Here is a 23,493-nt window from a genome sequence, read left to right on the forward strand (position 1 = left end):
GCCCGCCTCCTAGAACGCGCTGCTGCGGATCTGGAGGGTGATCTCGGTGCCCTTCGGGCGCTGCGCGCCGGCACCCGGATCGGACCCGCTGACCTCGGTGAAGTCGTTGGGGAACGCGTTCCAGATGCCGTTCCAGGTCGGTTCGAAACCGGCATTCCGGATCACCTGGGCGGCCTCGTCGCGGCTCATCCCCTCGACCTCGGGCACGGGGAACAGTTCGGGTCCCTTCGAGACGATCAGCTGAACGGTATCGCCGGGGCGCCGATTGCCCTCTTCGGTGCGGTCGGTGACGCCGATGACGACATCCTTCGCGACCGAGTCGCTGAAGACGAACTGCGACTCCGGGTTGACCTCGACGCCCTTGTCGCGCAGCGTGTTCGTCGCCTGATCGACGCTCATTCCTGCGACATCGGGGAACGCGCCGGCGGAGACGTACAGCTCGACCGTGTCGTCCTCGCGCAGCTCGCAGCCCTCGGCGCACGCATAGACCTCGCCGCCGTCGCGAGGCGTCACGAAGGCGTTGATCACGCGCCCGGCCTCGGCGTCGGAGAAGAGCTGCAGGGAGGTCTCTGTGACGTTGATCCTGATGTCCGCGAGGTAGTCGCGAGCTTCCTGCTCGGTCTTGCCGTTGAGGGTCTCTACTGTGTGCGACGCCGGACCCGAGGACACGAAGACGGTGATCTCGGTGCCCTTGTCGAGGCGTTCGCCCTCGCCGGGGTCCGTACGGATCGTCTCACCGGCGGCGATGTCGATGGAGCTCTCCTCGCCGCGCACCGGCACGAAGCCCTCTGCAGTCAACGCCGATGCGGCGTCGTCGTACGACAGACCGGCCACCCCGGGGACGGCGACGAGTGAACCAGGACCGGACCCGAACCACCAGCCGACACCACCGGCGACGGTCGCGAGAAGCAGCACCAGCGTCAGAAGGAACGCTCCGCGCGCGCGACGTCGTGATGAGCGGCGACGCAGGAGCGTCGCGTTGTCGACGGCAGCCGTGACCGGGGCGGTCGGGTCGGCGATGACCATCGTGCTCGGCATGACCTTGGTGAGGTCCGCGGAGTCGGCCTGCGAGCGCTGCGACGTCGTCGCAGCGGCGACGGCGGGTGCGATCCCGAGCCCGCGCTCGATCTCGCGCAGTCGCTCCAGCATCTGCTGCGCATCGTCGGGACGCTCATCCGGCGATTTCTCCGTGGCCCAGAGCACAAGTTCGTCGAGCTCCTCCGGCACGCCGGGATTGCGCACGCTCGGGCGCGGCACGGACTCGGTGGCGTGCTGGAAGGCGATCTGCATGGGCTGCTCGCCCTTGTACGGCTGTTCGCCGACGAGCATCTCGTACAGCATGATGCCCAGCGCGTAGATGTCGCTCCTGGCGTCGGCAGTGCCGCGAGTGACGAGCTCGGGTGCGAGATAGGCGATGGTTCCGAGCAGCTGCTGTCCGGTGGCCGTGTTCGCGGTGGTCGCACGGGCGAGACCGAAGTCGCCGATCTTGATGCGTCCGTCTTCGGCCAGCAGCACGTTCTCGGGCTTCACGTCACGGTGCACGATCCCGGCGCGGTGCGCTGCGGAGAGGCCGGCGAGGACGGCATCCATGATGGTGATCGTCTGCGGGATCGTGAGCCGCTTCTGCTCGCGCAGCAGTTCGCGCAGCGTGATGCCGGGAAGGTACTCCATCACCAGGTATGCGAGTTCGCCGTCCTGGCCCTGGTCGAACACGTTGACGACGTGGGGATCGGCCAGCCGCGCGGCAGCACGTGCCTCTTGGATGAACCGGCTCTGGAAGGCGGAGTCGTCGCTCAGGTGCGCGTGCATGACCTTCAGAGCGATGCGCCGCTCGAGGCGGAGATCGGTGGCGACATAGACGGTCGCCATGCCTCCACGGGCGATTCGGGCGCGCACGCGGTACCGACCGTCGACAAGCCGCCCGATGAGGGGGTCGGCCTGCTGATTGGTCGTCACGTCAAGATTCTATGGAGAACTGCCTGAAAGCCCCGGGAGCGGCTCGCCCCTTGCACCTGCGGGTTTGCCCGGAAGCGCGTCACCCGTGGACACCGAGCCACTGGTGGGCCTGCGTCTCCCACTGGCCGTAACGATCGGGGTACGCCGAGATCTGGACGGCCTGCGCGGCATCCGTGAACGACATGCTCTCCCAGCCTGAGATGTCGAAGAGCCCCCGCGAGGCCTGCCCGTTCGGATCCGACGAGCCGCCGAAGAAGACGCGGGTGCTCCGGTCGGCGTCGACCGCCTGCTCGGGCGAACCCCAGCCCATGCTGGGGCGCTGCTGGAAGAGGCCGAGGGAGTCGCGGTCACCCCACGACAGATTGCGCATGCTGGATTCGACCATGGCGGTGGCGAGAGCGATCGCGATGGCGCGGTCGGGCGCGCCGAGCTCGCGTCCGACGCGGATGATGAGCGAGGCGTTCGCGGCCTGTTCGGCGTCGAGGTTCGCGAACAGCTGGGGAGGGGCGTGGCCGCCGCCGGGGCGGGCGTCGGAGCCGGAGCCGGCGCCGGCGCGACGGTCAGCGACTGGCCGGGGTAGATGATGGCTCCGGAACCCAGGCCGTTCAGCGCGAGGAGCTGCGCGACGGTCGTGCCGTACTTCTTCGCGATGGCGAACAGGGTGTCTCCTGCGGCGACAGCGTGCGCCTGGCCACCGGTCGCGGTCGGAACGGGGGCGGCTGTCTGCGCGGGGGTTGCCGGTGGTGCGGCCGACGGAGCTGACGCGCCGCTGAGCGCGAGCTGCTGGCCGGGGTAGATCACGGACGACCGGTCGAGGCCGTTCGCGGCGAGAACAGCGTCGACGCTCGTCCCGTGCTTCTGCGCGATGCCGAACACGGTCTCGCCGGCGACGACGGTGTGCGTCGCCGTCGGTGCCGCCTGAACCGGGGCCGGGGCCGGCGAGGGGGCACTCGCTCCTGCCAACGACAGCGTCTGCCCCGGGTAGATCACCGAACGCCAACTGAGTCCGTTCCAAGCCAGGACCTCGACGGTGCGCAGACCGAACCGGTTCGCGATCGACGAGATCGTGTCGCCCGGCCGCACCGTGTACACGGCAGGAGGCGCCTCGGTCGGCGCGATCCGCGTCGGCGTCGCCTGCAGTCGTTCGATCGGAGACGAGACCGCGTCGGCGGATGCGGGGGTGGCAGCGATCCCCGCAGACAGCGTGCCCAAGAGGGCGGCGGGCACCCCGAGCTGAAGAGTGCGCGTTCGTCGCGCGACGGCAGGCGTTCTCACGGGGATCCCCCTTGTTCGGCGTCCGCCCACGCTGACACGGATGTAAACGGATGTCAACAGGAGTGACGGATGGTGCGGATGGTGCCGATGTGAACCGAAGCCCCGATGCGGAAAGTGCGATCAGCGCTCAGAGGTGAGATAGTTGCAACGTGTCTGTGCCGTCTGAAAGCAACCCGTCTGAAACCTCGCAGCCCGAGGCTGCGTCCGCGAACGCCGTGAGCGCCGCCGGCGTCACCGCCACCGAGTGGCTCACGATGCCCGACCTCGTGGAAGTCCTCGACGAGGCCCTCGGTCGTGTGCGCAGGCTCATCGACGAGCACTACCTCGTCGGCTCGCGCCGCTCGGGCGTGTTCGCGGTTCCGTCGGTGTTCATCGTCGACAACCACCCGCTGCCCTCGCTGCGCGGCACGATCATCGTGCTGCAGGATGCGGGCTTCTCCGACGACGAGGTCATCGACTGGCTCCTCGCTCCCGAGGAGGAACTGGGTCGCTCGCCGATCGATGCGCTCCTGGCCGGACACAAGAGTGCTGTCCGCAGGGTCGCCCGCACCCTCGCCTGAACCGAGCTCTCTGAAGCGGTTCGCGCTCAGGCCGAGCGCACCGTCGCAGCGCGTGCGAGATCGCGCAGGTCTCCGACAGCGGTGTTGTCGAGCCGCGCTCCGGAGAGAGCGCGATCTGCTTCCCGCGCATAGTCGTCGATCATCCGCTCCACGCGCTCCAGGGCGCCGGAGGCCGTGATCGTCGCCTGGAGGAATGCGACCTGCTCGCTGGTGAGGTCGGGATCGCCGAGCATCTCATCGAACAGGGTGCGAGCGGACGCGTCGAGAGTCTGCCTCGTCAGAGCGACCAGCACGGTGCGCTTGCCCTCGCGCAGGTCGTCACCGGCAGGTTTGCCGGTCACGGCGGCGTCGCCGTAGACGCCGAGCAGGTCGTCGCGCAGCTGGAAGGCCATCCCGACCGGATGGCCGAACTCGCGAAGCGCCAGACGCTGGTCCGCGTCGGCATCCGCGATCGCTGCACCGAGCACGAGGGGCTGCTCGATGCTGTACCTCGCGGATTTGAGGGAGACGACGCGAAGCGCACGCTCGACGTGCGAGTCCGTGGCGTGGACGCTCCAGGCGGACTCCTCCGCGATGTCGAGGAATTGGCCCACGGTGACGTCCCGTCGCATCCGTCCGTATTCGCGGCGGACCGCCGAGGCGTGGGGGAGCGGCTCGATCGCCTCCTCGAGGAGGTCGTCGCTCCAGGCCACCAGCAGGTCACCGAGCAGGATCGCCGACGAGCGGCCGAAGGCGGCGGGGTCGCCTCGCCATCCGGCTGCGACGTGCGCGCCTTCGAGTGCGCGGTGGGCCGCCGGACGTCCCCGCCTCGTGTCGGAGTTGTCGATCAGGTCGTCGTGCACCAGTGCGGCCGACTGGAAGATCTCCAGAGCCGCACAGACATCCCAGAGGCCCGTCGATTCCTCGGCGTCGCGGTCGCGGAAACGTGCGACCGACTGCCATCCCGCGTGGCAGAAACGGGCCCGCAGGCGCTTGCCACCCACCAGGGTGTCGGCTGCCGAGTCGATCAGGCCTTCGGCATCCGGGCCGTATTCTGCCGACTCGCCTCGCATCCGGTCGAGGAAGAGGCGCAGGCGTGCGGCGACGGCGTCGGAGACAAATGAGGGGGACGGCACGACTCCCAGCATACGTAAAGCCAACGGAGGCCCTTGAAGCTAGCCCGCAGCGGCATACCGCGCGTAGAATGGACGGACGAATACCCGAGGGGGACGAAATGCCACTCTCCGAACAGGAGCAGCGTCTGCTCGACGAGATGGAACGCCATCTCCTCCACAACGACGCCGATGTCGTCACTGCGCCGTCTGGTGACCGCGCTCTCAGCTACCGCAACCTCGTGTACGGAGCCCTTCTGCTCCTCGCCGGTGTGGGTGGGCTGATCGTCGGAGTCGTCCTCGGGGATGTCTGGGGAGTCGTGGTCGGAGTGATCGGATTCGCCGCCATGCTCGGCGGCGTCATGATCGCTGTGACCCCCGTCCGCAAGCCCCTCTCCGCTGCACCCCGCGAACGCGCGGCGAAGCAGCAGAGCTCAGCGTCCTTCATGGATCGCATGAACGATCGATGGGACCGCCGCCAAGACGGCAACTGACCCACACACCTTCACGAAGGCCCGGATGCTCTGAGCATCCGGGCCTTCGTGCGTTCGGACCCGTATGCCGGCCCGGGGCTGCGTCGTGATGCCGGGCTCCGTCCTCCACTCGCGCTCCACCATCCTCCACCGCCCTTGAGCCGCGGAAATCCGCGGCTCTTTGTCGTACGCGCACTCACAGGAGCGGTCTGGACAGGGATTGATCGTAGGTTTGTGGAGGAAAGTGGAGTAAAGTGGGGCGCACCTCGAGTTGGCCGGACGGAGAGGGGGTGATGGCTGATGTTGCTGGGAACGCATTCTCCGAAGTTGGACGACAAAGGACGGGTCATCCTTCCTGCGAAGTTCCGCGAAGACCTCGGTGGCGGCATCGTCGTCACCCGAGGGCAGGAACGCTGCCTCTACGTCTTCAGCACGGCCGAGTTCGAGACGATGCACGAGCGGATCCGCCAGGCGCCGCTCGCGAACAAGCAGGCGCGTGACTTCATGCGCCTGTTCCTCTCCGGTGCGAGTGCGGAGATGCCCGACAGTCAGAACCGCATCACCATCCCCGTGCACCTCCGTCAATACGCGGGGCTGCAGAAGGAGCTCATCGTCACCGGAGTCGGCGCCCACGCCGAGATCTGGGATGCGGAGAGCTGGAACACCTACCTCGCAGCAGGCGAGGAGACCTACGCAGATCTCGAGCAGGAGGTGATTCCGGGCCTCTTCTGACCACGGCTGTGATGCCCCGCCGCTCCTGCCCCGACACACTTCCCCGGTGCCGGGTCGTGAAGCGGAGGGGGATCAGGGCCCTGGTCACCGAGATACAGAGATCACCCGAGAAAGATCATGAACCTCCGCGACATCCACACCCCCGTACTCCTCGAACGCTGCGTCGAGCTTCTCGCCCCTGCGCTGCAGGCGGACGGAGCGGTGCTCGTCGATGCCACCCTCGGCATGGGCGGTCACTCCGAAGCGCTGCTCGAGCGGTTCCCGAACATCCGCCTCGTCGGCCTCGATCGCGACACCGACGCTCTACGCATCGCGGGGGAGCGTCTCGCTCGTTTCCGTGACCGGGTGACGCTGGTGCACACGGTCTATGACGAGATCGGACTGCACGCTCAGGGCGCCTCGGGCATCCTCTTCGACCTGGGCGTCTCGTCGCTGCAGCTCGATGAAGCCGAACGCGGCTTCGCCTACTCGAAAGATGCGCCGCTGGACATGCGGATGGATCAGACGAAGGGCGTGACGGCCGCCGAGGTGATCGCGACCTACACCGAAGGCAACCTGCGTCGCATCTTCGAGCGCTATGGCGAAGAGAAGCTCGCGGGACGCTATGCGCGCTTCATCATCGCCGCACGCGAGAAGAAGCCGATCACGCGCTCCGGCGAACTCGTCGAGATCCTCCAGGCGGCGACGCCCGCAGCTGCTCAGCGGGCCGGGCACCCGGCCAAGCGCGTCTTCCAGGCGCTGCGGATCGAAGTGAACACCGAGCTCAACGTACTCGCGGATGCGATTCCCGCAGCCATGGATGCGCTCGCGGTCGGCGGACGCATCGTGGTGATGTCGTACCAGTCTCTCGAGGACCGACTCGTGAAGCAGGCCTTCGCCGCCGGTGCAGCCTCCACCGCACCGCGGGGACTCCCCGTCGAGCTGCCGGAGCACGCGCCGCGGTTCCGCATCATCACCAAGGGTGCGGAGCTCGCCGACGACGCCGAACGGGCTCGCAACCCCCGCGCCATCCCCGTCCGACTGCGTGCCGCAGAGAAAGTGCGTGAGAGCTCATGAGTCTGAACGTCGCAGCGCCGAGGCCGAGGGCGCTCCCCGAGGCACCCGAACGCGCACCGCGTCGGCGTCTCGAGCCGGTGACGGGAACCCCCGTCCGCCGCAAGCCGAAGCTCGCCTACGCGCTGGTGGCGCTCGCAGGAGCCATGGCCATCGGAGGCGTGCAGATCGGCCTCTCGCTGGCGATCACCCAGGACTCCTTCGTGCTGGCAGGCCTCACGTCGCAGCAGCACGAACTGGATCTGCGGACGAACGCGCTGCAGGAGGATCTCACCGGGATGAGCTCTCCCCAGTCGCTCGCCGCCAGTGCCGCATCCCTGGGCATGGTCGTGGCAGGGGCCCCGTCCTACCTCCGCCTGAGCGATGGAGCCGTCTTCGGCCAGGGAACCGGCGCGACCGGCTCGTCGACCATCGATCCGAACGGCGCCGGCGCGGTGAGCAACTCCCTGCTGAACGACGTGCCGGTGAACGCCTCCACGGCAGACGACCCCGCGCCCGACGGAGCGGCCGGGCACTCTGCGCAGGAGCTTCCGCCGGCGATCACCGACGGACTCCCGAGCCCCAGCACTCGCTAGACGACCACACCCACCATCGAGACCTGACGGAGAGAGTCCATGACGACACGAGCCACCCGGACACCCCGGCGACGCACGGTCGTCGCTCTCGCGGTGATCCTGGCGATCCTGGCCGCCTTCGTCGTGCGGCTCGTCGACATCCAGGTGGTGAAGGCCGACGAGCATGTCGCACAGTCGCTCGAGTTCATCGCGCACCGCACCGCGATTCCCGGTGAACGCGGCTCGGTGGTCGACAGCGACGGATCCGTGCTGGCCGAGAGCGTCATGGTCTACGACGCGCAGCTCAGCCCCCAGGTCATCCGCCTTCTGGAGGAGGACGAGAAGAACCCGCCGCCACTGCCCTGGGCTGAGGCGTCGACGCGCATCGCCGAGATCATGGGGCTGGATGCGGACGAGCTGCGTGCCGATGTCGCCGCTGCCCTCGCCGAGAACCCCGATTCGCAGTACCTGCCGCTGGTCAAGGGCCTCAGCACCGAGAAGTACATCGAGCTGCGCGACCTCAAGGTCGGCTCGTATCTCGTGATGAAGCCGCGCGAGGTCAGGGTCTACCCGAACGGCGCCGTGGCGGGAAACCTGCTCGGATACCTCGACGGGACCGGCACTGCGCAGGCCGGCATCGAGAAGATGGACGAGAAGTGCCTCGCCCCCACGGACGGCGAGGAGTCGTACCGCACCGGCAAGAACTCCGTCGTCATCCCCGGCAGTGAGAGCAGGGTGGACGCGGTCGACGGCGGCACCGTGCAGCTCACGATCAACAGCGACCTGCAGTGGTACATGCAGCAGATGATCGCGGAAGAGGCGCAGGCCCAGGGCGCCAAGGGCGGCACCGTCACCGTGGTCGAGGTGGGCACCGGAAAGATCCGCGCCGCGGCCGAATGGCCGACCATGGACCCGAACGATCTCGACGCCTCAGCGCCCGAGACGTGGGTGAGCAAGCTCTTCACCTACCCGTTCGAGCCGGGATCGACGTTCAAGGCCGTGACGGCCGCTGCGGTGATGGAGAACGGCGGCGTGACGATGACGAGTCCCACGGTGTCGGCCTCCTCGCACGAGAAGTTCGACAACGGCGCCGTGATCAACGACGCGTTCGTGCACCCGACCTTCCAGTACACCCTCGCCGGCGCGCTCATCGATTCATCGAACGTCGCGCTGTCGAAGTTCGGCACGATGGTGAGCCCGGACGTCCGTCACGACTACCTCGAGCGCTTCGGCGTCGGCGAGACGACGATCGGCTTCCCCAGTGAGACCTCGGGGGAGATCCACCCCACGAGCGAGTGGGACAACCAGTCGCTCTACACCACCACGTTCGGTCAATACTTCACGGTCACGGCGCCGCAGCTCGCCGGTGCCTACCAGGCGATCGCCAACGGCGGCGAGAAGATCGGTCTCTCGCTGATCGAGTCCTGCACGGCCGCTGACGGCACGGTGGTCACGCCGGGTGCTCCCGAGCCCGAGCAGATCATCAAGCCCCAGACCGCGGCCGACCTCACGCGGATGCTCGAGAACGTGGCCGTCCAGGGCGGCAATGCCGACCGCATCCAGGTTCCCGGCTACCGGGTGACCAGCAAGACGGGTACCGCGCAGATCCCGGACGGCAAGGGCGGCTACAAGTCGGGCGTGTACTACACGAGCATGGTGGGCTTCGCGCCGGTCGACGATCCGCAGTACGTCGTGGTGGTGACTCTCGACGAGCCGACTAGAGTTACATCGTCTGCTGCTACCGCTTCTGCCTTCCAGAAGGCGATGACCCAGACCATGAAGACCTACCGCGTGATGCCGTCCTCCAGCCCGATGGACGCACTGCTTCCGAAGTTCGAATAGACGGCGCCCCGCCGCGCCTGGAGACGTCATGATCGCCCTGTCGCTTGCTGAGATCGCCGCCGTCCTCGGGGGTGATCTCCGCCTCGCCGGTTCTGCCACCGCCGACACCGTCATCGACGGTGTCGTGGACACGGACTCGCGCACCATGGCCCCCGGCTCCGTGTTCGTCGCGAAGCCGGGCGCGGAGACGGACGGACACCGGTTCGTCGGCGCTGCGCTGGCTGCGGGGGCAGCGCTCGCGATCGTCGAGCACCCGGTCGACGAGGAGATCACCCAGATCGTCGTCCCTGACGTCATCGTCGCCCTCGCCGATCTCGCCCGCGAGGTCGTCGCCCGCGTTCGCGCAGCCGGAGACCTCAAGATCGTCGGGATCACGGGGTCGAACGGCAAGACGACGACGAAGAACTTCCTCGCCCGCATCCTCTCCGACGAAGGCGAGACGATCGCCCCCATCAACTCGTACAACAACGAGGTGGGCGCGCCCGTCACCATGCTGCGCATCACGTACGGCACGCGGTTCCTCGTCAGCGAGTTCGGAGCCGACGGGCCCGGCAGCATCGCCCGCCTCGCCGGACTCGTCGAGCCGGACGTCGCTGTGGTGCTGATGGTCGGCATGGCGCACGCGGGCGGCTTCGGCGGCATCGAGGCGACAGCCAAGGCCAAGTCCGAGCTCGTCGCCGCCGCGAGGCCCACGGGTACGGCGGTGCTCAACGTCGACGACTCACGCGTCGCGGCGATGGGCGCGCTCGCGACGTCCCGCGGGATGCGGGTCGTCGGCTTCGGTCAGAGCGACGCGGCCGATGTCCAGGCGCACGACCTCGAGGTCACGGCATCCGGCACCTCGTGTGTCATCGAAGCGGCGGGGGAGCGTCTTCCGCTCCGCCTGCAGGTGCTCGGCGCCCACCACGTCGGCAACGCCCTGGCGGCCATCGCCGCCGCGGGCGTTCTCGGGGTGTCGACGGCCGACGCGATCGACCGTCTCGAGACGGTCGAGATCGCGGAGCGCTGGCGTATGCAGCCCATGGGCAGCGACCGCGTGCGCATCATCAACGACGCCTACAACGCCAGCCCGGACTCGATGGCCGCAGCCCTGCGGACTCTCGCGCAGATCACCGGTCCCGGCGAGCGGACGGTCGCCGTGCTCGGCGCTATGAGCGAGCTCGGCGAGACCGCGGGCGAGGAGCACGACCGGATCGGTCTGCTCGCCGTGCGTCTGAACATCCAGCGCATCGTCGTGGTCGGCCCCGAGGCCCGCCGCCTCTTCATCTCCGCGATCGGCGAAGGGTCCTGGGACAGCGAGGCCGTGTTCTTCGCTGACCAGGATGCCGCGTTCGAGTACCTGCGCTCCGAACTCCGCGACGGCGACCGGGTGCTCGTGAAGTCCTCCAATTCCGTAGGGCTCCGGCACCTCGGCGATCGTCTGGGAGAATTGTTCTCGTGAGATCTCTCATCATGGCGGCGGCCATATCGCTCGCCTTCACTCTTTTTCTTACTCCCGTCTTCCTCCGGCTCTTCCGGAAGTGGGGCTGGGGCCAGGTCATCCGCACCCCGGAGGCCATCGAGAACCCGAACCACGAAGCCAAACGCGGCACGCCGACCATGGGCGGCGTCATCTTCATCGTCGGCACGATGGTCGGCTACTTCACGGCCACGTACGTCGGAGGCGGAACTCCCGCGCTGTCCGCGCTTCTCGTGATCTGGCTCATGGTCGGTTTCGGCGCAGTGGGCTTCATCGACGACTACATGAAGGTGCGCAGTCAGCGCAGCCTCGGGCTCTCGGGGTGGCGCAAGATCATCGGGCAGCTCGTCGTGATGATCCCGTTCGGCATCGTCGCGCTGAACTTCCCGAACGCCTTCGATCAGACTCCGGCATCCGGCTCGATCTCGCTCTTCCGCGACATCCCGTGGTTGAACCTGTTCGCGTTCACCGCGATCCTCGGCTGGGCGCTCTATCTGCTGTGGATCTCGATCATCGGCGTCGCGACCTCGAACAGCGTCAACCTCACCGACGGGCTCGACGGTCTCGCAGCCGGCGCCGGGGTCATCGTCGTGGGGGCTTACAGCCTGATCGCGTTCTGGCAGTTCAAGCAGTCGTGCGTGGGCGAGGGGGTCGAGACCGCCGCGCTCGGCGGATGCTACGAGGTCCGCGACCCGTTCAGCCTGGCGATCATCGCGGCCTCCTTCGCCTCGAGCCTGATCGGCTTCCTGTGGTGGAACGCTCCCAAGGCGAAGGTCTTCATGGGCGATGTCGGCTCGATGGCGATCGGAGGCGTCATCACCGCGATGGCGATCCTCACCCGCACCGAGCTGCTGCTGTTCGTGATCGCCGGCGTCTTCGTCCTCGCCTCCGGATCGGTGATCCTGCAGCGCGCCTACTTCAAGATCACGCGCGGAAAGCGACTCTTCCTGATGAGTCCGTTCCACCATCATCTCGAGATGCGCGGATGGTCCGAGGTCACGATCGTGGTCCGCATGTGGATCATCGCGGGCCTGCTCGCGATCTCGGCAGTCGGACTCTTCTACGTGGAGTGGCTGACTCGTGTCGACTGACGAGAGGCTCGCGACGCTGACGAGCTGGAACGCCGACTGGTCGGGCCTGCGCGTCGCCGTTCTCGGGCTGTCCATGACCGGCTTCTCGGTGGCGGACACGCTCACCGAACTCGGTGCGGACGTCCTGGTGTTGACCGAGTCGGCGGAGGAGGAGTATGCCAAGCTCCTGCCCGTGATCGGTGCTCGTCTGGAGCTGGGAACGCTGGACCGGGTCCCTGAAGCTCTGACCGAGTTCGCGCCGGAGGTCATCATCGCCTCGCCGGGATTCCCTCCCTCGCACACCGTGATCCGCTGGGCGCAAGATGCCGGCATCGCGCTCTGGGGCGATGTCGAACTCGCCTGGCGTCTGCGCGACAAGGTGACCCGCGCCGACGGCTCCCCGGCTGACTGGGTGCTCATCACGGGCACCAACGGCAAGACGACGACGACGCAGCTGACCGCGTCGCTCCTCGTCGAGGGAGGTCTGCGTGCGGCGCCGTGCGGCAACATCGGCGTGCCCGTTCTCGACGCGGTCCGCGACCCCGCCGGTTTCGACGTGCTCGTCGTCGAGCTCTCCAGCCATCAGCTCTGGTACCTCGGACTCTCCGAGACCGAAGGCGAGCTGTATCCGCACGCCTCGGTGTGCCTGAACCTCGCGGACGACCACCTGGTGTGGCACGGCAGTGCGCAGGCGTACCGCGATGCGAAGGCCCTGGTGTACCGCAACACGAGAGTCGCCTGCGTCTACAACAAGGCCGACGAGGCGACCAGGCTCATGGTCGAGGACGCCGAGGTGGTCGAGGGTGCCCGCGCGATCGGATTCGATCTCGGCATCCCCGGCCCCAGCGATGTCGGCGTGGTGGAGGGGCTGCTCGTCGATCGTGCGTTCTTGGACGACCGGGCCAGCAGCGCACTCGAGCTCACGACCGTCGCCGACCTCAGAGAAGCCGGCCTGGCCGCCCCGCACATCGTGCAGAACATCCTGGCGGCGAGTGCGCTCGCTCGCTCTCTGGGCGTCGAGCCGCGCGCCATCCACTCGGCTCTGCAGTCGTTCCGTCTCGACGAGCATCGGATCCAGGTCATCGCCCGCCATCGCGGCATCACCTGGGTCGACGACTCCAAGGCCACCAACCCGCACGCTGCCGCGTCATCGCTCCGCGCATACCCCGGTGCGGTCTGGGTGGTCGGCGGCGACCTGAAGGGCGTCGACATCGGCGAGCTGGTCGCCACGGCCGGGACCACCGCCCGGGCGGCGGTCGTCATCGGAGTCCAGCGCTCAGCCGTCGTCGCCGCATTCGAGCGACACGCGCCGGGGGTTCCGGTGTTCGAGGTGGATGCTGGCGAGACTGGTCAGGTCATGAATCGCGTCGTGGAGATCGCCGCGGGAATCGTCGATGGCGAGGGAACAGTCCTGCTGGCCCCCGCCGCCGCGTCCTTCGATCAGTTCTCCAGTTACGCGGATCGAGGACACCGCTTCGCCGAAGCGGTGCGGGACTGGATAGACCGGGGGAGCACCGATGACGCAGGTCGAACGCCCCCCGCGCTCTGATCCCGGCAGCACCGGCTCCCGCGGTCTCGCGGCGAGAGTGTCGCTCGGGCGTCGTTTCACCCCCGTGTCGACCGAGTTCCTGATGATCGCATCGGCTGCGCTGATGCTGACGATCTTCGGCCTCGTGATGGTGCTCTCGGCGACGAGCGCGACCGCGGTCTCGAAGGGCGAGAATCCGATGGACGGCGCGCTTCGGCAGGGCATCTTCGCCGTGCTCGGCGTGCCGCTGATGTTCCTGATCTCCCGACTCCCGATCACGTTCCTCAAGCGCATGGCGTGGCCGGCACTGTTCGGATCCATCGCGCTCCAGCTGCTGGTCTTCACCCCGCTCGGCATCGAGGACGGCGGAAACCGCAACTGGATCATGATCGCCGGGTTCACCCTGCAGCCGTCGGAGTTCCTCAAGCTCGCCCTCGCGCTGTGGATCGGCTACGTCCTGATGCGCAAGCAGACCATGCTCGGCACCTGGCATCAGGTCTTCATCCCCGTGGTGCCCGTGGGAGCCCTGGCGATCGGGACGGTGATCGCCGGCAAGGACCTCGGCACCGCGATGGTGCTGGTCATCATCCTGCTCGGCTGCCTCTTCTTCTCGGGGGTGAAGCTCCGGCTGTTCATCCTGCCGGTGCTGCTCGGCGTCGTCGCCGTCATCGCGCTGGCCGTCACGAGCCCTGACCGCATGCGTCGCATCACGGCGACGTGCTCCGACATGTCGGCGTACACCGGCGACTGCTACCAGTCGATCCACGGGATCTGGGGAATGGCGTCGGGAGGAATCTTCGGCGTGGGGCTGGGCAACTCGCAGGAGAAGTACGGCTGGCTGCCCGCCGCCGGCAACGACTTCATCTTCGCCATCGTCGGCGAAGAGCTCGGCCTGATCGGCTGCATCGTCGTGCTGGCCCTCTTCACGCTGTTCACCATCGGTGCCTTCCACATCATCCGCAAGACCGCCGATCCGTTCATCCGGGTCGCAGCCGGCGGGATCACCGTCTGGATCACCGGTCAGGCCGTGTTCAACATCGGCGTCGTGATCGGACTGTTCCCCGTCATGGGAGTGCCGCTGCCGTTCATGTCGCAGGGAGGCACGGCTCTCCTCGCCGTCCTCATCGCGTGCGGAGTGCTGCTGTCGTTCGCGCGCACGATCCCCGTCGCCGAGGGTCGTTCGGCGGCACGGACCCCTTCAGCAGGGCGGGGTAAGGTCACACGGTGACCACGTACCTTCTCGCCGGCGGTGGAACCGCCGGTCACGTCAACCCTCTGCTCGCCGTCGCCGATGCGCTGCGCGCCCGGGACGCCGATGCCTCGATCCTGGTGCTCGGAACGGCCGAGGGGCTCGAGTCCCGACTCGTGCCGGCTCGAGGGTATGAGCTCCTCATCGTCGACAAGGTGCCGTTCCCGCGTCGGCCCGACAAGCAGGCCGCGTTGTTCCCCGCCAGGTTCCGCCGCGCCGTCGCCCAGGTGCGCGATCACATCCGCGCTCACCGCGTCGACGTCGTCGTGGGCTTCGGCGGCTATGCCTCCGCCCCGGCCTACGTGGCAGCAGGCCGTGAGCGCGTGCCGTTCGTCGTGCACGAGGCCAACGCGAAGCCGGGCCTCGCGAACGTGCTGGGTGCTCGACGCGCCGCGGCCACGGGAGTCGCATTCGCCGGAACCCCCTGCGCGGCGGCGAGGTGGTCGGCATGCCGCTGCGTCGAGAGGTCATCGAGCTCGACCGTGCGGCCTCTCGCGATGAGGCCGCCGCGCACTTCGGGCTCGACCCGGCGCGCCCGGTCCTTCTCGTCTTCGGCGGGTCGCTGGGGGCCCAGAGGCTGAACGAGGCCATCGCAGACTCCTGGGGCGACATCCTGGCCGCCGACTGGCAGCTGCTGCACGTCACGGGCGAACGCAGTGATCTGGCCGACCCCGAGGTGCCGGGATACACCATGCGCCGATACGTCGACCGGATGGACCTCGCCTTCGCGCTCGCCGACCTCATCGTGTCCCGTTCCGGCGCAGCCACCGTGAGCGAGATCAGCGCCCTGGGGATCCCCGCGCTGTACGTGCCGTACTCCGTCGGCAACGGGGAGCAGCGACTGAACGCGGCGTCCGCCGTGGCAGCCGGGGCCGCTCGTCTTCTCGACGACGCCACCTTCGACGGCGACGCGGTGCGCCGCCTCGTGATCCCCGTCATGAACGATCCGCAGCAGCTCACGGCCATGCAATCCGCCGCCGAGCAGGTGGGCACCCGCACCGGCACGGAGAACGTCGTCGCACTCGTGGATCGCGCCCTCCGGTCCTCCTGATCTCACCGTCGACACGGCTCCTCGACGCCGAATCGTCCTCACCGAAAAGTAGACTGAAACCGACATGATCAGACCTGACCTCTCCCTCCCGATCCCCGAGTCGATCTCCTCCGCGCACTTCATCGGCATCGGCGGATCCGGCATGAGCGGCCTCGCCAAGATGTTCCTCGACGCGGGGATCCGCGTCTCGGGAAGCGATCGAGCCGACAGCGACAACCTGCGCGCACTCGCGGCCGCCGGAGCGGATGTGCACGTCGGGCACGACGCGGCGCATCTCGGCGATGCCGACACGGTCGTCCACACCGGAGCGATCTGGCCGGAGAACCCCGAGTTCGTCACGGCGAAGCAGCGCGGGCTGCACGTGATCCACCGCTCGCAGGCCCTGCACTGGCTGATCGGATCGCGTCGACTGGTCTCCGTGGCCGGCGCGCACGGCAAGACGACGTCGACGGGCATGATCGTGACCGCGCTGCAGCAGCTCGGAGCCGACCCGAACTTCGTCAACGGCGGCGTGATCGAGCAGCTCGGCGTCTCGAGCGCCACCGGATCGGGTGAGCTCTTCGTGATCGAGGCGGATGAGTCCGACGGCACGTTCCTGCTCTACGACACGGCTGTCGCGCTGATCACCAATGTCGACCCCGATCACCTCGACCACTACGGGTCCGACGACGCGTTCCACGACGCGTTCGTGCGGTTCGCCGACGCGGCCACGGAGGCGGTCGTGATCTCCAGCGACGACGCCGGCGCCCTGCGAGTGCGAGCGGGGCTCTCGCACCCGAACGTCGTGACGTTCGGGCAGGCGGAGGACGCCGATGTCAGGGTGACCGACATCGTGGCGGCCGGGCCCGTCTCGGCCACCGTCAGCTCCGGAGCCGAGAGCGTGCGCCTCCAGCTCGCCGTGCCCGGCGTGCACAACGCCATCAACGCGGCAGGCGCCATCGCGGTCCTCCTCTCGGTGGGCTTCGGCCTGACCGAGTCCGCCAAGGCCGTCGAGGGCTTCGCCGGCACGGTCCGCCGCCTCGAGCAGCACGGCGTCGAGCGCGGCGTCACCGTCTACGACGACTACTCCCACCACCCGACCGAGGTGCGGGCGGCTCTCGAGGCGATGCGATCGATCGCCGGCACGGGCAGGATCATCGCGATCCAGCAGCCCCACACCTACTCGCGAACGCAGCACATGTTCCGCGAGTTCGCGGACGTGCTGGAGACGTATGCAGACCACACGGTCGTGCTCGACGTCTACGGTGCTCGCGAGGATCCGGTCCCGGGCGTCACGGGAGAGCTCGTGAGCGGGGCGTTCCACGACCCGTCGCACGTCCACTTCGTCGCCGACTGGCAGCAGGCAGCCGATTACACGGCGTCCGTCGCTCGCGACGGCGATTTCGTCGTCACGCTCGGCTGCGGCAACGTCTACCAGATCATCCCGCAGGTGCTCGAGTCTCTGCGGACCACCGAGGTCTGACGCATGCGTCGTCCGCCTCCGCTTCCCACGCCTCCCGCGGGCACCGCGGAGGACACGCCCAGGCGACGGGAGGGTCCGGCGACGCGAGGGCGCGCGCGGGACGTCGAGCAGGACGAACGCACAGGTCCGCAGGCCGCGGCGGTCGGCCTCGACTCCGACGTCCGTGCGGACATCGACGGGGATGCCGGGGTGCGGCCGACATCGACGCGGGACGTCTGGCGGGCGGCGCGAGCGAGACGCAAGGCGCTGCGGGCCGAGATCCGACGGTTCACGCAGCGCTCCCGACGGCGTCGCATCGTCTGGCTGAGCGCGGTCGGTGCTGTCGTCCTGCTGATCGGTGGCACCACCGCCGCGGCGTACAGCCCGCTGTTCGCCGTGGAGAAGATCACGGTCGTGGGCGCGACGACGCTGGATGCCGCGGCGGTGGAGGCCGCCCTCGGCGAGCAGGTGGGCACCCCCTTGGCGCTGGTCGACTCGAGTGAGGTCAAGGCCGCGCTGCTGGGATTCCCGCTGATCGAGACCTATGCGCTCGAGGCGAAGCCGCCGCACGATCTCACGGTGCGGATCGTCGAGCGCACGCCGGTCGGCGTGATCCGCTCGGATGCGGGCTATACGCTCGTCGACGCCGCGGGCGTCGCGCTGGCGACGACCTCCGATCAGCCGGCGGGACAGCCGGTGCTCGACATCGACGGAGGCACCGACTCGGTCGCCTTCGAGAGTGCGGGTCTCGTGGTGCGCTCGGTGCCCGCTGATCTGCGCGCGCTGCTGACCGGAGTGCGGGCCACGACAGCTGATGACGTGACGTTGACGCTCAGCAGCGGGCTGACGGTCGTCTGGGGCAGCTCGGATGACTCCCCGATGAAGAGCGAAGTGCTCACGAAGACGCTGCTCAGCAATCCTGAGGCGTCGACGATCGATGTCACATCGCCGCATGCGGTGGTCGTGGGCTGAGGTTTCGACGGCAAACGGGCGACACGCCCGTGTCGCTGCGTGTGCGCGGAGACGTGACGCTTACCTTCGAACAAGAGAAACCAATACCGGGAAATACTTTACACCTCTAGTTGAGGTTTAAGGTTCGGCCCGCGGAATCTCACCCCAGACAGGCTCGACTATTCGGAGGCCGGCCATGAGCCAGAACCAGAACTACCTCGCCGTGATCAAGGTCGTCGGCGTCGGCGGTGGCGGCGTCAACGCCGTCAACCGCATGATCGATCTCGGGCTCCGCGGAGTCGAGTTCATCGCAGTGAACACCGACGCGCAGGCGCTGCTCATGAGCGATGCCGACGTCAAGCTCGATGTCGGTCGCGAGCTCACTCGCGGACTCGGCGCCGGCGCTGACCCCGAGGTCGGCCGTCGCGCCGCCGAGGATCACGCCGAGGAGATCGAGCAGGCGCTCACCGGTGCCGACATGGTCTTCGTGACCGCAGGCGAGGGCGGTGGAACGGGAACGGGTGGAGCCCCCGTCGTCGCGCGCATCGCGAAGTCGATCGGTGCACTGACCATCGGCGTCGTGACGAAGCCCTTCTCGTTCGAAGGCCGTCGTCGTCAGAGCCAAGCTGAAGCCGGTGTGGTGAAGCTGAAGGAAGAAGTCGACACCCTCATCGTGGTGCCGAACGACCGTCTGCTCGAGATCAGCGATCGCGGCATCTCGATGATCGAGGCCTTCGCGACCGCGGACCAGGTGCTCCTCGCCGGTGTCCAGGGCATCACCGACCTCATCACGACTCCCGGTCTCATCAACCTGGACTTCGCGGACGTCAAGTCGGTCATGCAGGGCGCCGGTTCGGCACTGATGGGAATCGGATCGGCACGCGGTGCCGACCGTGCCATCAAGGCCGCCGAACTCGCGGTCGAGTCGCCGCTCCTCGAGGCCAGCATCGAGGGTGCTCACGGAGTCCTGCTCTCGATCCAGGGTGGTTCGAACCTCGGCATCTTCGAGATCCACGACGCTGCGGATCTCGTGAAGGAAGCCGCGCACCCCGAGGCCAACATCATCTTCGGTACGGTCATCGACGACACGCTCGGCGACGAGGTGCGTGTCACCGTGATCGCGGCCGGCTTCGACAGTGGTGAGCCTTCGCTGCGCCTCGACCCCATGGTCGTCTCGCGGCCCGCCGCGACCAGCACGCTGCCCGAGGTGGCGCTCTCGAACGACGAGGAGAGCAAGCCCGCTGCCGAGGCGCCCGCGCCCGAGAAGCCGCAGCAGCGCGTCCCGGCGACGAGCATCGAGCCTGCTTTCGCGGACGACGACATCGACATCCCCGAATTCCTGAAGTGACGCAGGCGCAGGGCCAGGCCGGGTCCGGTCTGGCAGCGCGGCTGTCGGCGATCGATCATCGGATCGCCGACGCCGCGCGCCTGGCCGGCAGGGACCCGGCGGAGATCTCCCGCATCGTCGTGACCAAGTTCCACCCGTCGTCGCTCGTTCGCGAGCTGCACGCGCTGGGTGTGCGCGAGGTGGGGGAGAACCGCCAGCAGGAGCTCTCGTCGAAGATCGCCGAGCTGACGGACCTCGACCTCCGGTGGCACTTCATCGGGCAGGCTCAGACCAAAAAGGCCGGTGCGATCCGCCGCAGCGCGGATGCCGTGCACTCGGTAGACCGCGACCGGCTGGCCGACGCACTGCATCGGGCGGCTGACGGGGATGACCTTCTCGACGTGCTCGTGCAGGTCAATCTCACCGATGATCACGGACGCGGCGGCGTCGCGCCCGCCGAGGCGGCCTCTCTCGCCGAGCACATCATGACGCTGCCCTCGCTGCGGCTTCGCGGTGTGATGGCGGTCGCGCCGCTCGATGAGGAACCCGCTTCCGCGTTCGCGCGCCTGCACTCGATCGCAGAGAGCGTGCGCGCCGTCGAGCCGTCGGCGACCTGGATGTCCGCAGGGATGACGGGCGATTTCGTCGAGGCCATCGAGGCCGGCGCGACACACCTGCGGATCGGCTCCGCAATCACGGGACCCCGCCCCGACCGGGGTTAACCTGTGAACAGACCAACCCGACACGTTCGAACCGGAGGACACGATGGGTAACCCGCTGAAGAAGACCATGGTGTATCTCGGCCTCGCTGACGAGGAAGAGGTCTACGAGGAGGAGCCGACCCCGGCCCGCTCGCACCGCGAGCGCGAACGCGAGGAGCCCGCTCCCGCGCCCGTGACCCCGCTACGGCGCCCCGTCGCCGTGCGCCAGCCCGCAGGAGGGGCAGTGAACGAGATCCTCACCGTGCACCCGAAGCAGTATCGCGATGCTCAGCTCATCGCGGAGAGCTTCCGCGAGGGTGTGCCGGTCATCATCAATCTCTCGCAGATGAGCGACGCAGACGCCCGCCGTCTGATCGATTTCGCCTCCGGACTCTCGCTCGGCCTGTACGGCCGCATCGAGCGGGTCACGTCCAAGGTCTTCCTCCTGTCGCCGGAGAACATCGCGGTCTCGGGTCACGGGGGAATCGCGCACGCGGACGCCGAGTCCGCGGGCTTCGACCAGTCGTAGACCGTGGGGTTCGTCGTCTCCATCGTCGCCAGCATCGTACATCTGGCTCTGCTGCTGTACCTGCTGGTGCTCTTCGCCCGACTCATTCTCAGCTACATCCCGATGTTCAATCGGGAGTGGCGACCGAAGGGCGCCGGACTCGTCGCGGCTGAGCTCGTCTACACGGTGACCGATCCGCCCGTCCGGTTCTTCCGGCGGATCATCCCTCCTCTGCGAATCGGCTCGCTCTCCCTGGATTTCGGCTTCTCGATCACCATCCTGATCGTGCTGATCCTGATGAGTGTCGTCCGAAGCTTCATCTGAGACCCCTGGGACTTCGGCGCTCTGGAGTGTCGCGGGATCGCGACTGACAGGCTCGGGGACTATGCTTGGCTCCCAGGTGCGCGCCCCGGGTTCGCGCCGAATCTCGACCACGCCATTCCAAACTGGCAACCGAACTCATCGAAGGAGCCACCATGGCACTTACCCCGGATGACGTCGTCACCAAGCAGTTCCAGCACGTCCGCTTCAAGGACGGCTTCGACCCGGACGAGGTCGACGACTTCCTCGACGAGATCGTCATCGAGTGGCGCAAGGCCCTCGAAGAGAACGTCGAACTCAAGGCCAAGCTGGCCGCGTACGAGTCCGGCGATGCACCGGCCGCTCCCGCAGCCGCTGCAGAGGCACCCGCCGCCGTGGTCGAAGAGGCTCCTGCGCCTGCTGCTGCCGCTCCCGCGGAGCCCGCTCCGTCGGGTTCGGCGACTGCGACCGCCGGCATCATCGAGCTCGCTCAGCGCCTTCACGACGAGCACGTCGCCGAGGGTGAGGCCAAGCGCGCCCAGCTCATCGCCGAGGCCGAAGGCGAGGTCAACCGCATCCGCACGGAGGCCGAGGCCAAGCAGCGCGAAGAGTCGGCTCGTCTCGAGCGCGAGCGCAACGCCCTCGAGGCCCGGATCACCGAGCTCCGCAACTTCGAGCGCGATTACCGCTCGCAGCTGCGCGGCTACATCGAGGGTCAGCTCCGCGATCTCGACGAGAAGTCGGCGTCGACGGACTCGACTCCGGTTTCCGCGATCGGACTGTAGGTCGTCCTTTTGCCAGGACGCCGTCCCCTTCGTCGGTCGGCGGCCGGCGCGATAGTTGCGGTTCTCGCAGCGATCGTGCTGGCCGCCGATCAGTTTGTGAAGTACCTCACGACCGAGAACCTGCCGCTCCAGCAGCCGGTGCCGGTGCTAGGTGAGTTCCTTCAGCTGTACTACGTGCGCAACCCCGGCGCAGCGTTCTCGCTCGGATCCGATGTCACATGGATCTTCACCATCGCTCTGGCGGTGGTGGCCGGTGTGATCGTGTGGAAGGCCCTGGGTCTTCAGTCACGCCTCTGGGCCGTCGTCCTGGGCTGCCTGCTCGGTGGAGTGCTGGGAAACCTCACCGATCGTCTCTTCCGCGATCCTGGTTTCCCCATGGGGCACGTGGTCGACATGATCTCGATGCCGTGGATGATGCCGGCGATCTTCAACGTCGCCGACATCTTCATCGTCACCGGGATGATCTCGGTCGCGTTGCTCGTCGTGCTGGGACTCCGCTTCGACGGCACCCGGGAGCGTGACCACGCTCCTGTGGAGACCGATGACGAAGCCGAGGCTGCCGCGTTGGCCGAGGAGACCGGAGGCGAGACCTCTCGCCCGGGTACCGCCTCTCCGGATGCCGCCGCCGCGGACGGACGCTGAGCATGGAATTCCGCACCCTCCCCGTTCCTGACGGGCTGGACGGGACGCGCGTCGACGCGGCACTCGCGAAGATGCTGGGCTTCTCGCGCACCTTCGCCGCCGAGGTCGCCTCGGCGGGCGGCGTGCGCGTCGACGGGGTGACGCTCGACAAGTCCGATCGCCTGCGCGGCGGAGGGTGGCTCGAGGTGGAGTGGCAGCCGAAGGAGGAGCCGCGGATCATCCCGATCGCGGTTCCGGAACTCGGAATCGTCTACGACGATGACGACATCGTCGTGGTCGACAAGCCCACGGGCGTCGCCGCTCATCCCTCGCTCGGATGGGAGGGGCCGACCGTCGTCGGCGCTCTCGCAGCGGCGGGGTTCCGGGTCGCCACGAGTGGCGCTCCGGAGCGGCAGGGGATCGTGCATCGTCTGGATGTCGGCACCAGCGGGCTCATGGTCGTCGCCAAGAGCGAGACGGCGTACTCGTCGCTGAAGCACGCGTTCAAGGAGCGCACGGTGGAGAAGATCTATCACGCCGTCGTCCAGGGGCACCCCGACCCGCTGACGGGGACGATCGATGCTCCGATCGGCCGGCATCCGAATCACTCCTGGAAGTTCGCCGTCGTTCCCGACGGCAAACCGTCGGTGACCCACTATGAGACCCTCGAGGCCTTCCCGGGAGCCTCGCTGCTCGAGATCCATCTCGAGACCGGACGCACGCACCAGATCCGCGTGCACATGGCGGCCCTACGGCACCCGTGCGCGGGCGACCCGCTCTACGGAGCAGATCCGACGCTGTCGGCACGGCTCGGACTCACCCGACAGTGGCTGCACGCGCACAAGCTCGCCTTCACCCACCCGGCGACGGGGGAGTGGGTGCAGTTCGAGTCGGGGTACCCCGCGGATTTCGAACGTGCCCTGGAGATCCTGCGCGGCGAGTGAATCGACGCCGTCGATGTCGGCG

Annotated in this window: 21 protein-coding genes and 2 pseudogenes; 20 read left to right on the top strand and 3 right to left on the bottom strand. The window is 68.0% G+C overall.

Annotation, left to right across the window (positions count from 1 at the left end; genetic code table 11):
• Positions 1 to 9: 9 nt before the first annotated feature.
• Positions 10 to 1,956, bottom strand: a complete 1,947-nt coding sequence (gene pknB / locus ACZZZQ_RS14600; RefSeq protein ID WP_463496663.1) for a Stk1 family PASTA domain-containing Ser/Thr kinase — start codon at positions 1,954 to 1,956, stop codon at positions 10 to 12.
• A 79-nt stretch (positions 1,957 to 2,035) separates the two neighbouring features.
• A pseudogene (locus ACZZZQ_RS14605) lies at positions 2,036 to 3,231 on the bottom strand (LysM peptidoglycan-binding domain-containing protein).
• A 215-nt stretch (positions 3,232 to 3,446) separates the two neighbouring features.
• Between ACZZZQ_RS14605 and ACZZZQ_RS14610 the strand changes: the two are divergent.
• Positions 3,447 to 3,791, top strand: coding sequence for an Rv2175c family DNA-binding protein (locus ACZZZQ_RS14610; RefSeq protein WP_332257703.1), 345 nt, complete (start codon positions 3,447 to 3,449; stop codon positions 3,789 to 3,791).
• A gap of 26 nt (positions 3,792 to 3,817) precedes the next feature.
• Here the strand turns inward: ACZZZQ_RS14610 and ACZZZQ_RS14615 are convergent, their stop codons facing one another.
• Positions 3,818 to 4,918: a polyprenyl synthetase family protein gene (locus tag ACZZZQ_RS14615; protein WP_463507828.1), complete on the bottom strand. Its 1,101-nt coding sequence runs from the start codon at positions 4,916 to 4,918 to the stop codon at positions 3,818 to 3,820.
• 86 nt (positions 4,919 to 5,004) lie between these two features.
• Here ACZZZQ_RS14615 and ACZZZQ_RS14620 point away from each other — a divergent pair, with 86 nt between their 5' ends.
• The 19 genes and pseudogenes from ACZZZQ_RS14620 (at position 5,005) to ACZZZQ_RS14710 (ending at position 23,471) form a co-directional block, all read left to right on the top strand.
• Entirely contained in the window at positions 5,005 to 5,376 is a 372-nt protein-coding gene (locus tag ACZZZQ_RS14620) for a DUF3040 domain-containing protein (RefSeq protein WP_053096778.1), read from the top strand.
• 279 nt (positions 5,377 to 5,655) lie between these two features.
• Positions 5,656 to 6,087 (top strand): division/cell wall cluster transcriptional repressor MraZ, encoded by a 432-nt coding sequence (gene mraZ / locus ACZZZQ_RS14625; RefSeq protein WP_053096776.1) that lies wholly within the window; start codon positions 5,656 to 5,658, stop codon positions 6,085 to 6,087.
• A 117-nt stretch (positions 6,088 to 6,204) separates the two neighbouring features.
• The gene (gene rsmH, locus ACZZZQ_RS14630; protein WP_053096775.1) at positions 6,205 to 7,143 is read left to right on the top strand and encodes a 16S rRNA (cytosine(1402)-N(4))-methyltransferase RsmH; all 939 of its coding nucleotides are present in this window, start codon (positions 6,205 to 6,207) and stop codon (positions 7,141 to 7,143) included.
• The gene (ftsL, locus tag ACZZZQ_RS14635) at positions 7,140 to 7,715 is read left to right on the top strand and encodes a cell division protein FtsL (protein WP_053096773.1); all 576 of its coding nucleotides are present in this window, start codon (positions 7,140 to 7,142) and stop codon (positions 7,713 to 7,715) included. Before rsmH ends, ftsL begins: the two co-directional genes overlap by 4 nt.
• 39 nt (positions 7,716 to 7,754) lie before the next feature.
• A complete protein-coding gene (locus tag ACZZZQ_RS14640; protein WP_230100714.1) occupies positions 7,755 to 9,536 on the top strand; it encodes a peptidoglycan D,D-transpeptidase FtsI family protein in 1,782 nt (593 codons plus the stop codon).
• Between the two features lie 28 nt (positions 9,537 to 9,564).
• Complete coding sequence (locus ACZZZQ_RS14645; RefSeq protein WP_463507829.1) at positions 9,565 to 10,977, top strand: UDP-N-acetylmuramoyl-tripeptide--D-alanyl-D-alanine ligase; 1,413 nt, start codon at positions 9,565 to 9,567, stop codon at positions 10,975 to 10,977.
• A complete protein-coding gene (gene mraY / locus ACZZZQ_RS14650; RefSeq protein WP_053096767.1) occupies positions 10,974 to 12,086 on the top strand; it encodes a phospho-N-acetylmuramoyl-pentapeptide-transferase in 1,113 nt (370 codons plus the stop codon). Before ACZZZQ_RS14645 ends, mraY begins: the two co-directional genes overlap by 4 nt.
• Positions 12,076 to 13,614, top strand: coding sequence for a UDP-N-acetylmuramoyl-L-alanine--D-glutamate ligase (gene murD, locus ACZZZQ_RS14655; protein ID WP_372983375.1), 1,539 nt, complete (start codon positions 12,076 to 12,078; stop codon positions 13,612 to 13,614). The genes mraY and murD overlap by 11 nt, the downstream gene beginning before the upstream one ends.
• Entirely contained in the window at positions 13,583 to 14,821 is a 1,239-nt protein-coding gene (ftsW, locus tag ACZZZQ_RS14660; protein WP_053096763.1) for a putative lipid II flippase FtsW, read from the top strand. Before murD ends, ftsW begins: the two co-directional genes overlap by 32 nt.
• A pseudogene (locus tag ACZZZQ_RS14665) lies at positions 14,818 to 15,893 on the top strand (UDP-N-acetylglucosamine--N-acetylmuramyl-(pentapeptide) pyrophosphoryl-undecaprenol N-acetylglucosamine transferase). Before ftsW ends, ACZZZQ_RS14665 begins: the two are co-directional and overlap by 4 nt.
• A 64-nt stretch (positions 15,894 to 15,957) precedes the next feature.
• Positions 15,958 to 17,355 carry a UDP-N-acetylmuramate--L-alanine ligase gene (gene murC / locus ACZZZQ_RS14670; RefSeq protein WP_463507830.1) on the top strand — a complete coding sequence of 466 codons (1,398 nt, stop codon included), beginning with the start codon at positions 15,958 to 15,960 and terminating at the stop codon, positions 17,353 to 17,355.
• A gap of 3 nt (positions 17,356 to 17,358) precedes the next feature.
• Positions 17,359 to 18,306, top strand: coding sequence for a cell division protein FtsQ/DivIB (locus ACZZZQ_RS14675; RefSeq protein ID WP_463507831.1), 948 nt, complete (start codon positions 17,359 to 17,361; stop codon positions 18,304 to 18,306).
• A gap of 175 nt (positions 18,307 to 18,481) precedes the next feature.
• Complete coding sequence (gene ftsZ / locus ACZZZQ_RS14680) at positions 18,482 to 19,633, top strand: cell division protein FtsZ (RefSeq protein ID WP_463507832.1); 1,152 nt, start codon at positions 18,482 to 18,484, stop codon at positions 19,631 to 19,633.
• Positions 19,630 to 20,334, top strand: coding sequence for a YggS family pyridoxal phosphate-dependent enzyme (locus ACZZZQ_RS14685; protein WP_295104714.1), 705 nt, complete (start codon positions 19,630 to 19,632; stop codon positions 20,332 to 20,334). Before ftsZ ends, ACZZZQ_RS14685 begins: the two co-directional genes overlap by 4 nt.
• 43 nt (positions 20,335 to 20,377) lie before the next feature.
• Positions 20,378 to 20,842 (top strand): cell division protein SepF, encoded by a 465-nt coding sequence (locus ACZZZQ_RS14690; protein ID WP_053096751.1) that lies wholly within the window; start codon positions 20,378 to 20,380, stop codon positions 20,840 to 20,842.
• A gap of 3 nt (positions 20,843 to 20,845) precedes the next feature.
• On the top strand, positions 20,846 to 21,145 hold the full coding sequence (locus ACZZZQ_RS14695) for a YggT family protein (protein WP_053096749.1): 300 nt from the start codon (positions 20,846 to 20,848) through the stop codon (positions 21,143 to 21,145).
• A gap of 152 nt (positions 21,146 to 21,297) precedes the next feature.
• Positions 21,298 to 21,906: a DivIVA domain-containing protein gene (locus tag ACZZZQ_RS14700; RefSeq protein ID WP_053096747.1), complete on the top strand. Its 609-nt coding sequence runs from the start codon at positions 21,298 to 21,300 to the stop codon at positions 21,904 to 21,906.
• 51 nt (positions 21,907 to 21,957) lie between these two features.
• Positions 21,958 to 22,548 carry a signal peptidase II gene (lspA, locus tag ACZZZQ_RS14705; RefSeq protein WP_072592313.1) on the top strand — a complete coding sequence of 197 codons (591 nt, stop codon included), beginning with the start codon at positions 21,958 to 21,960 and terminating at the stop codon, positions 22,546 to 22,548.
• Positions 22,549 to 22,550: 2 nt separating this feature from the next.
• Entirely contained in the window at positions 22,551 to 23,471 is a 921-nt protein-coding gene (locus ACZZZQ_RS14710) for an RluA family pseudouridine synthase (protein WP_053096743.1), read from the top strand.
• Positions 23,472 to 23,493 lie beyond the last annotated feature (22 nt).

The organism is Microbacterium sp. AC132, from assembly GCF_979258525.1.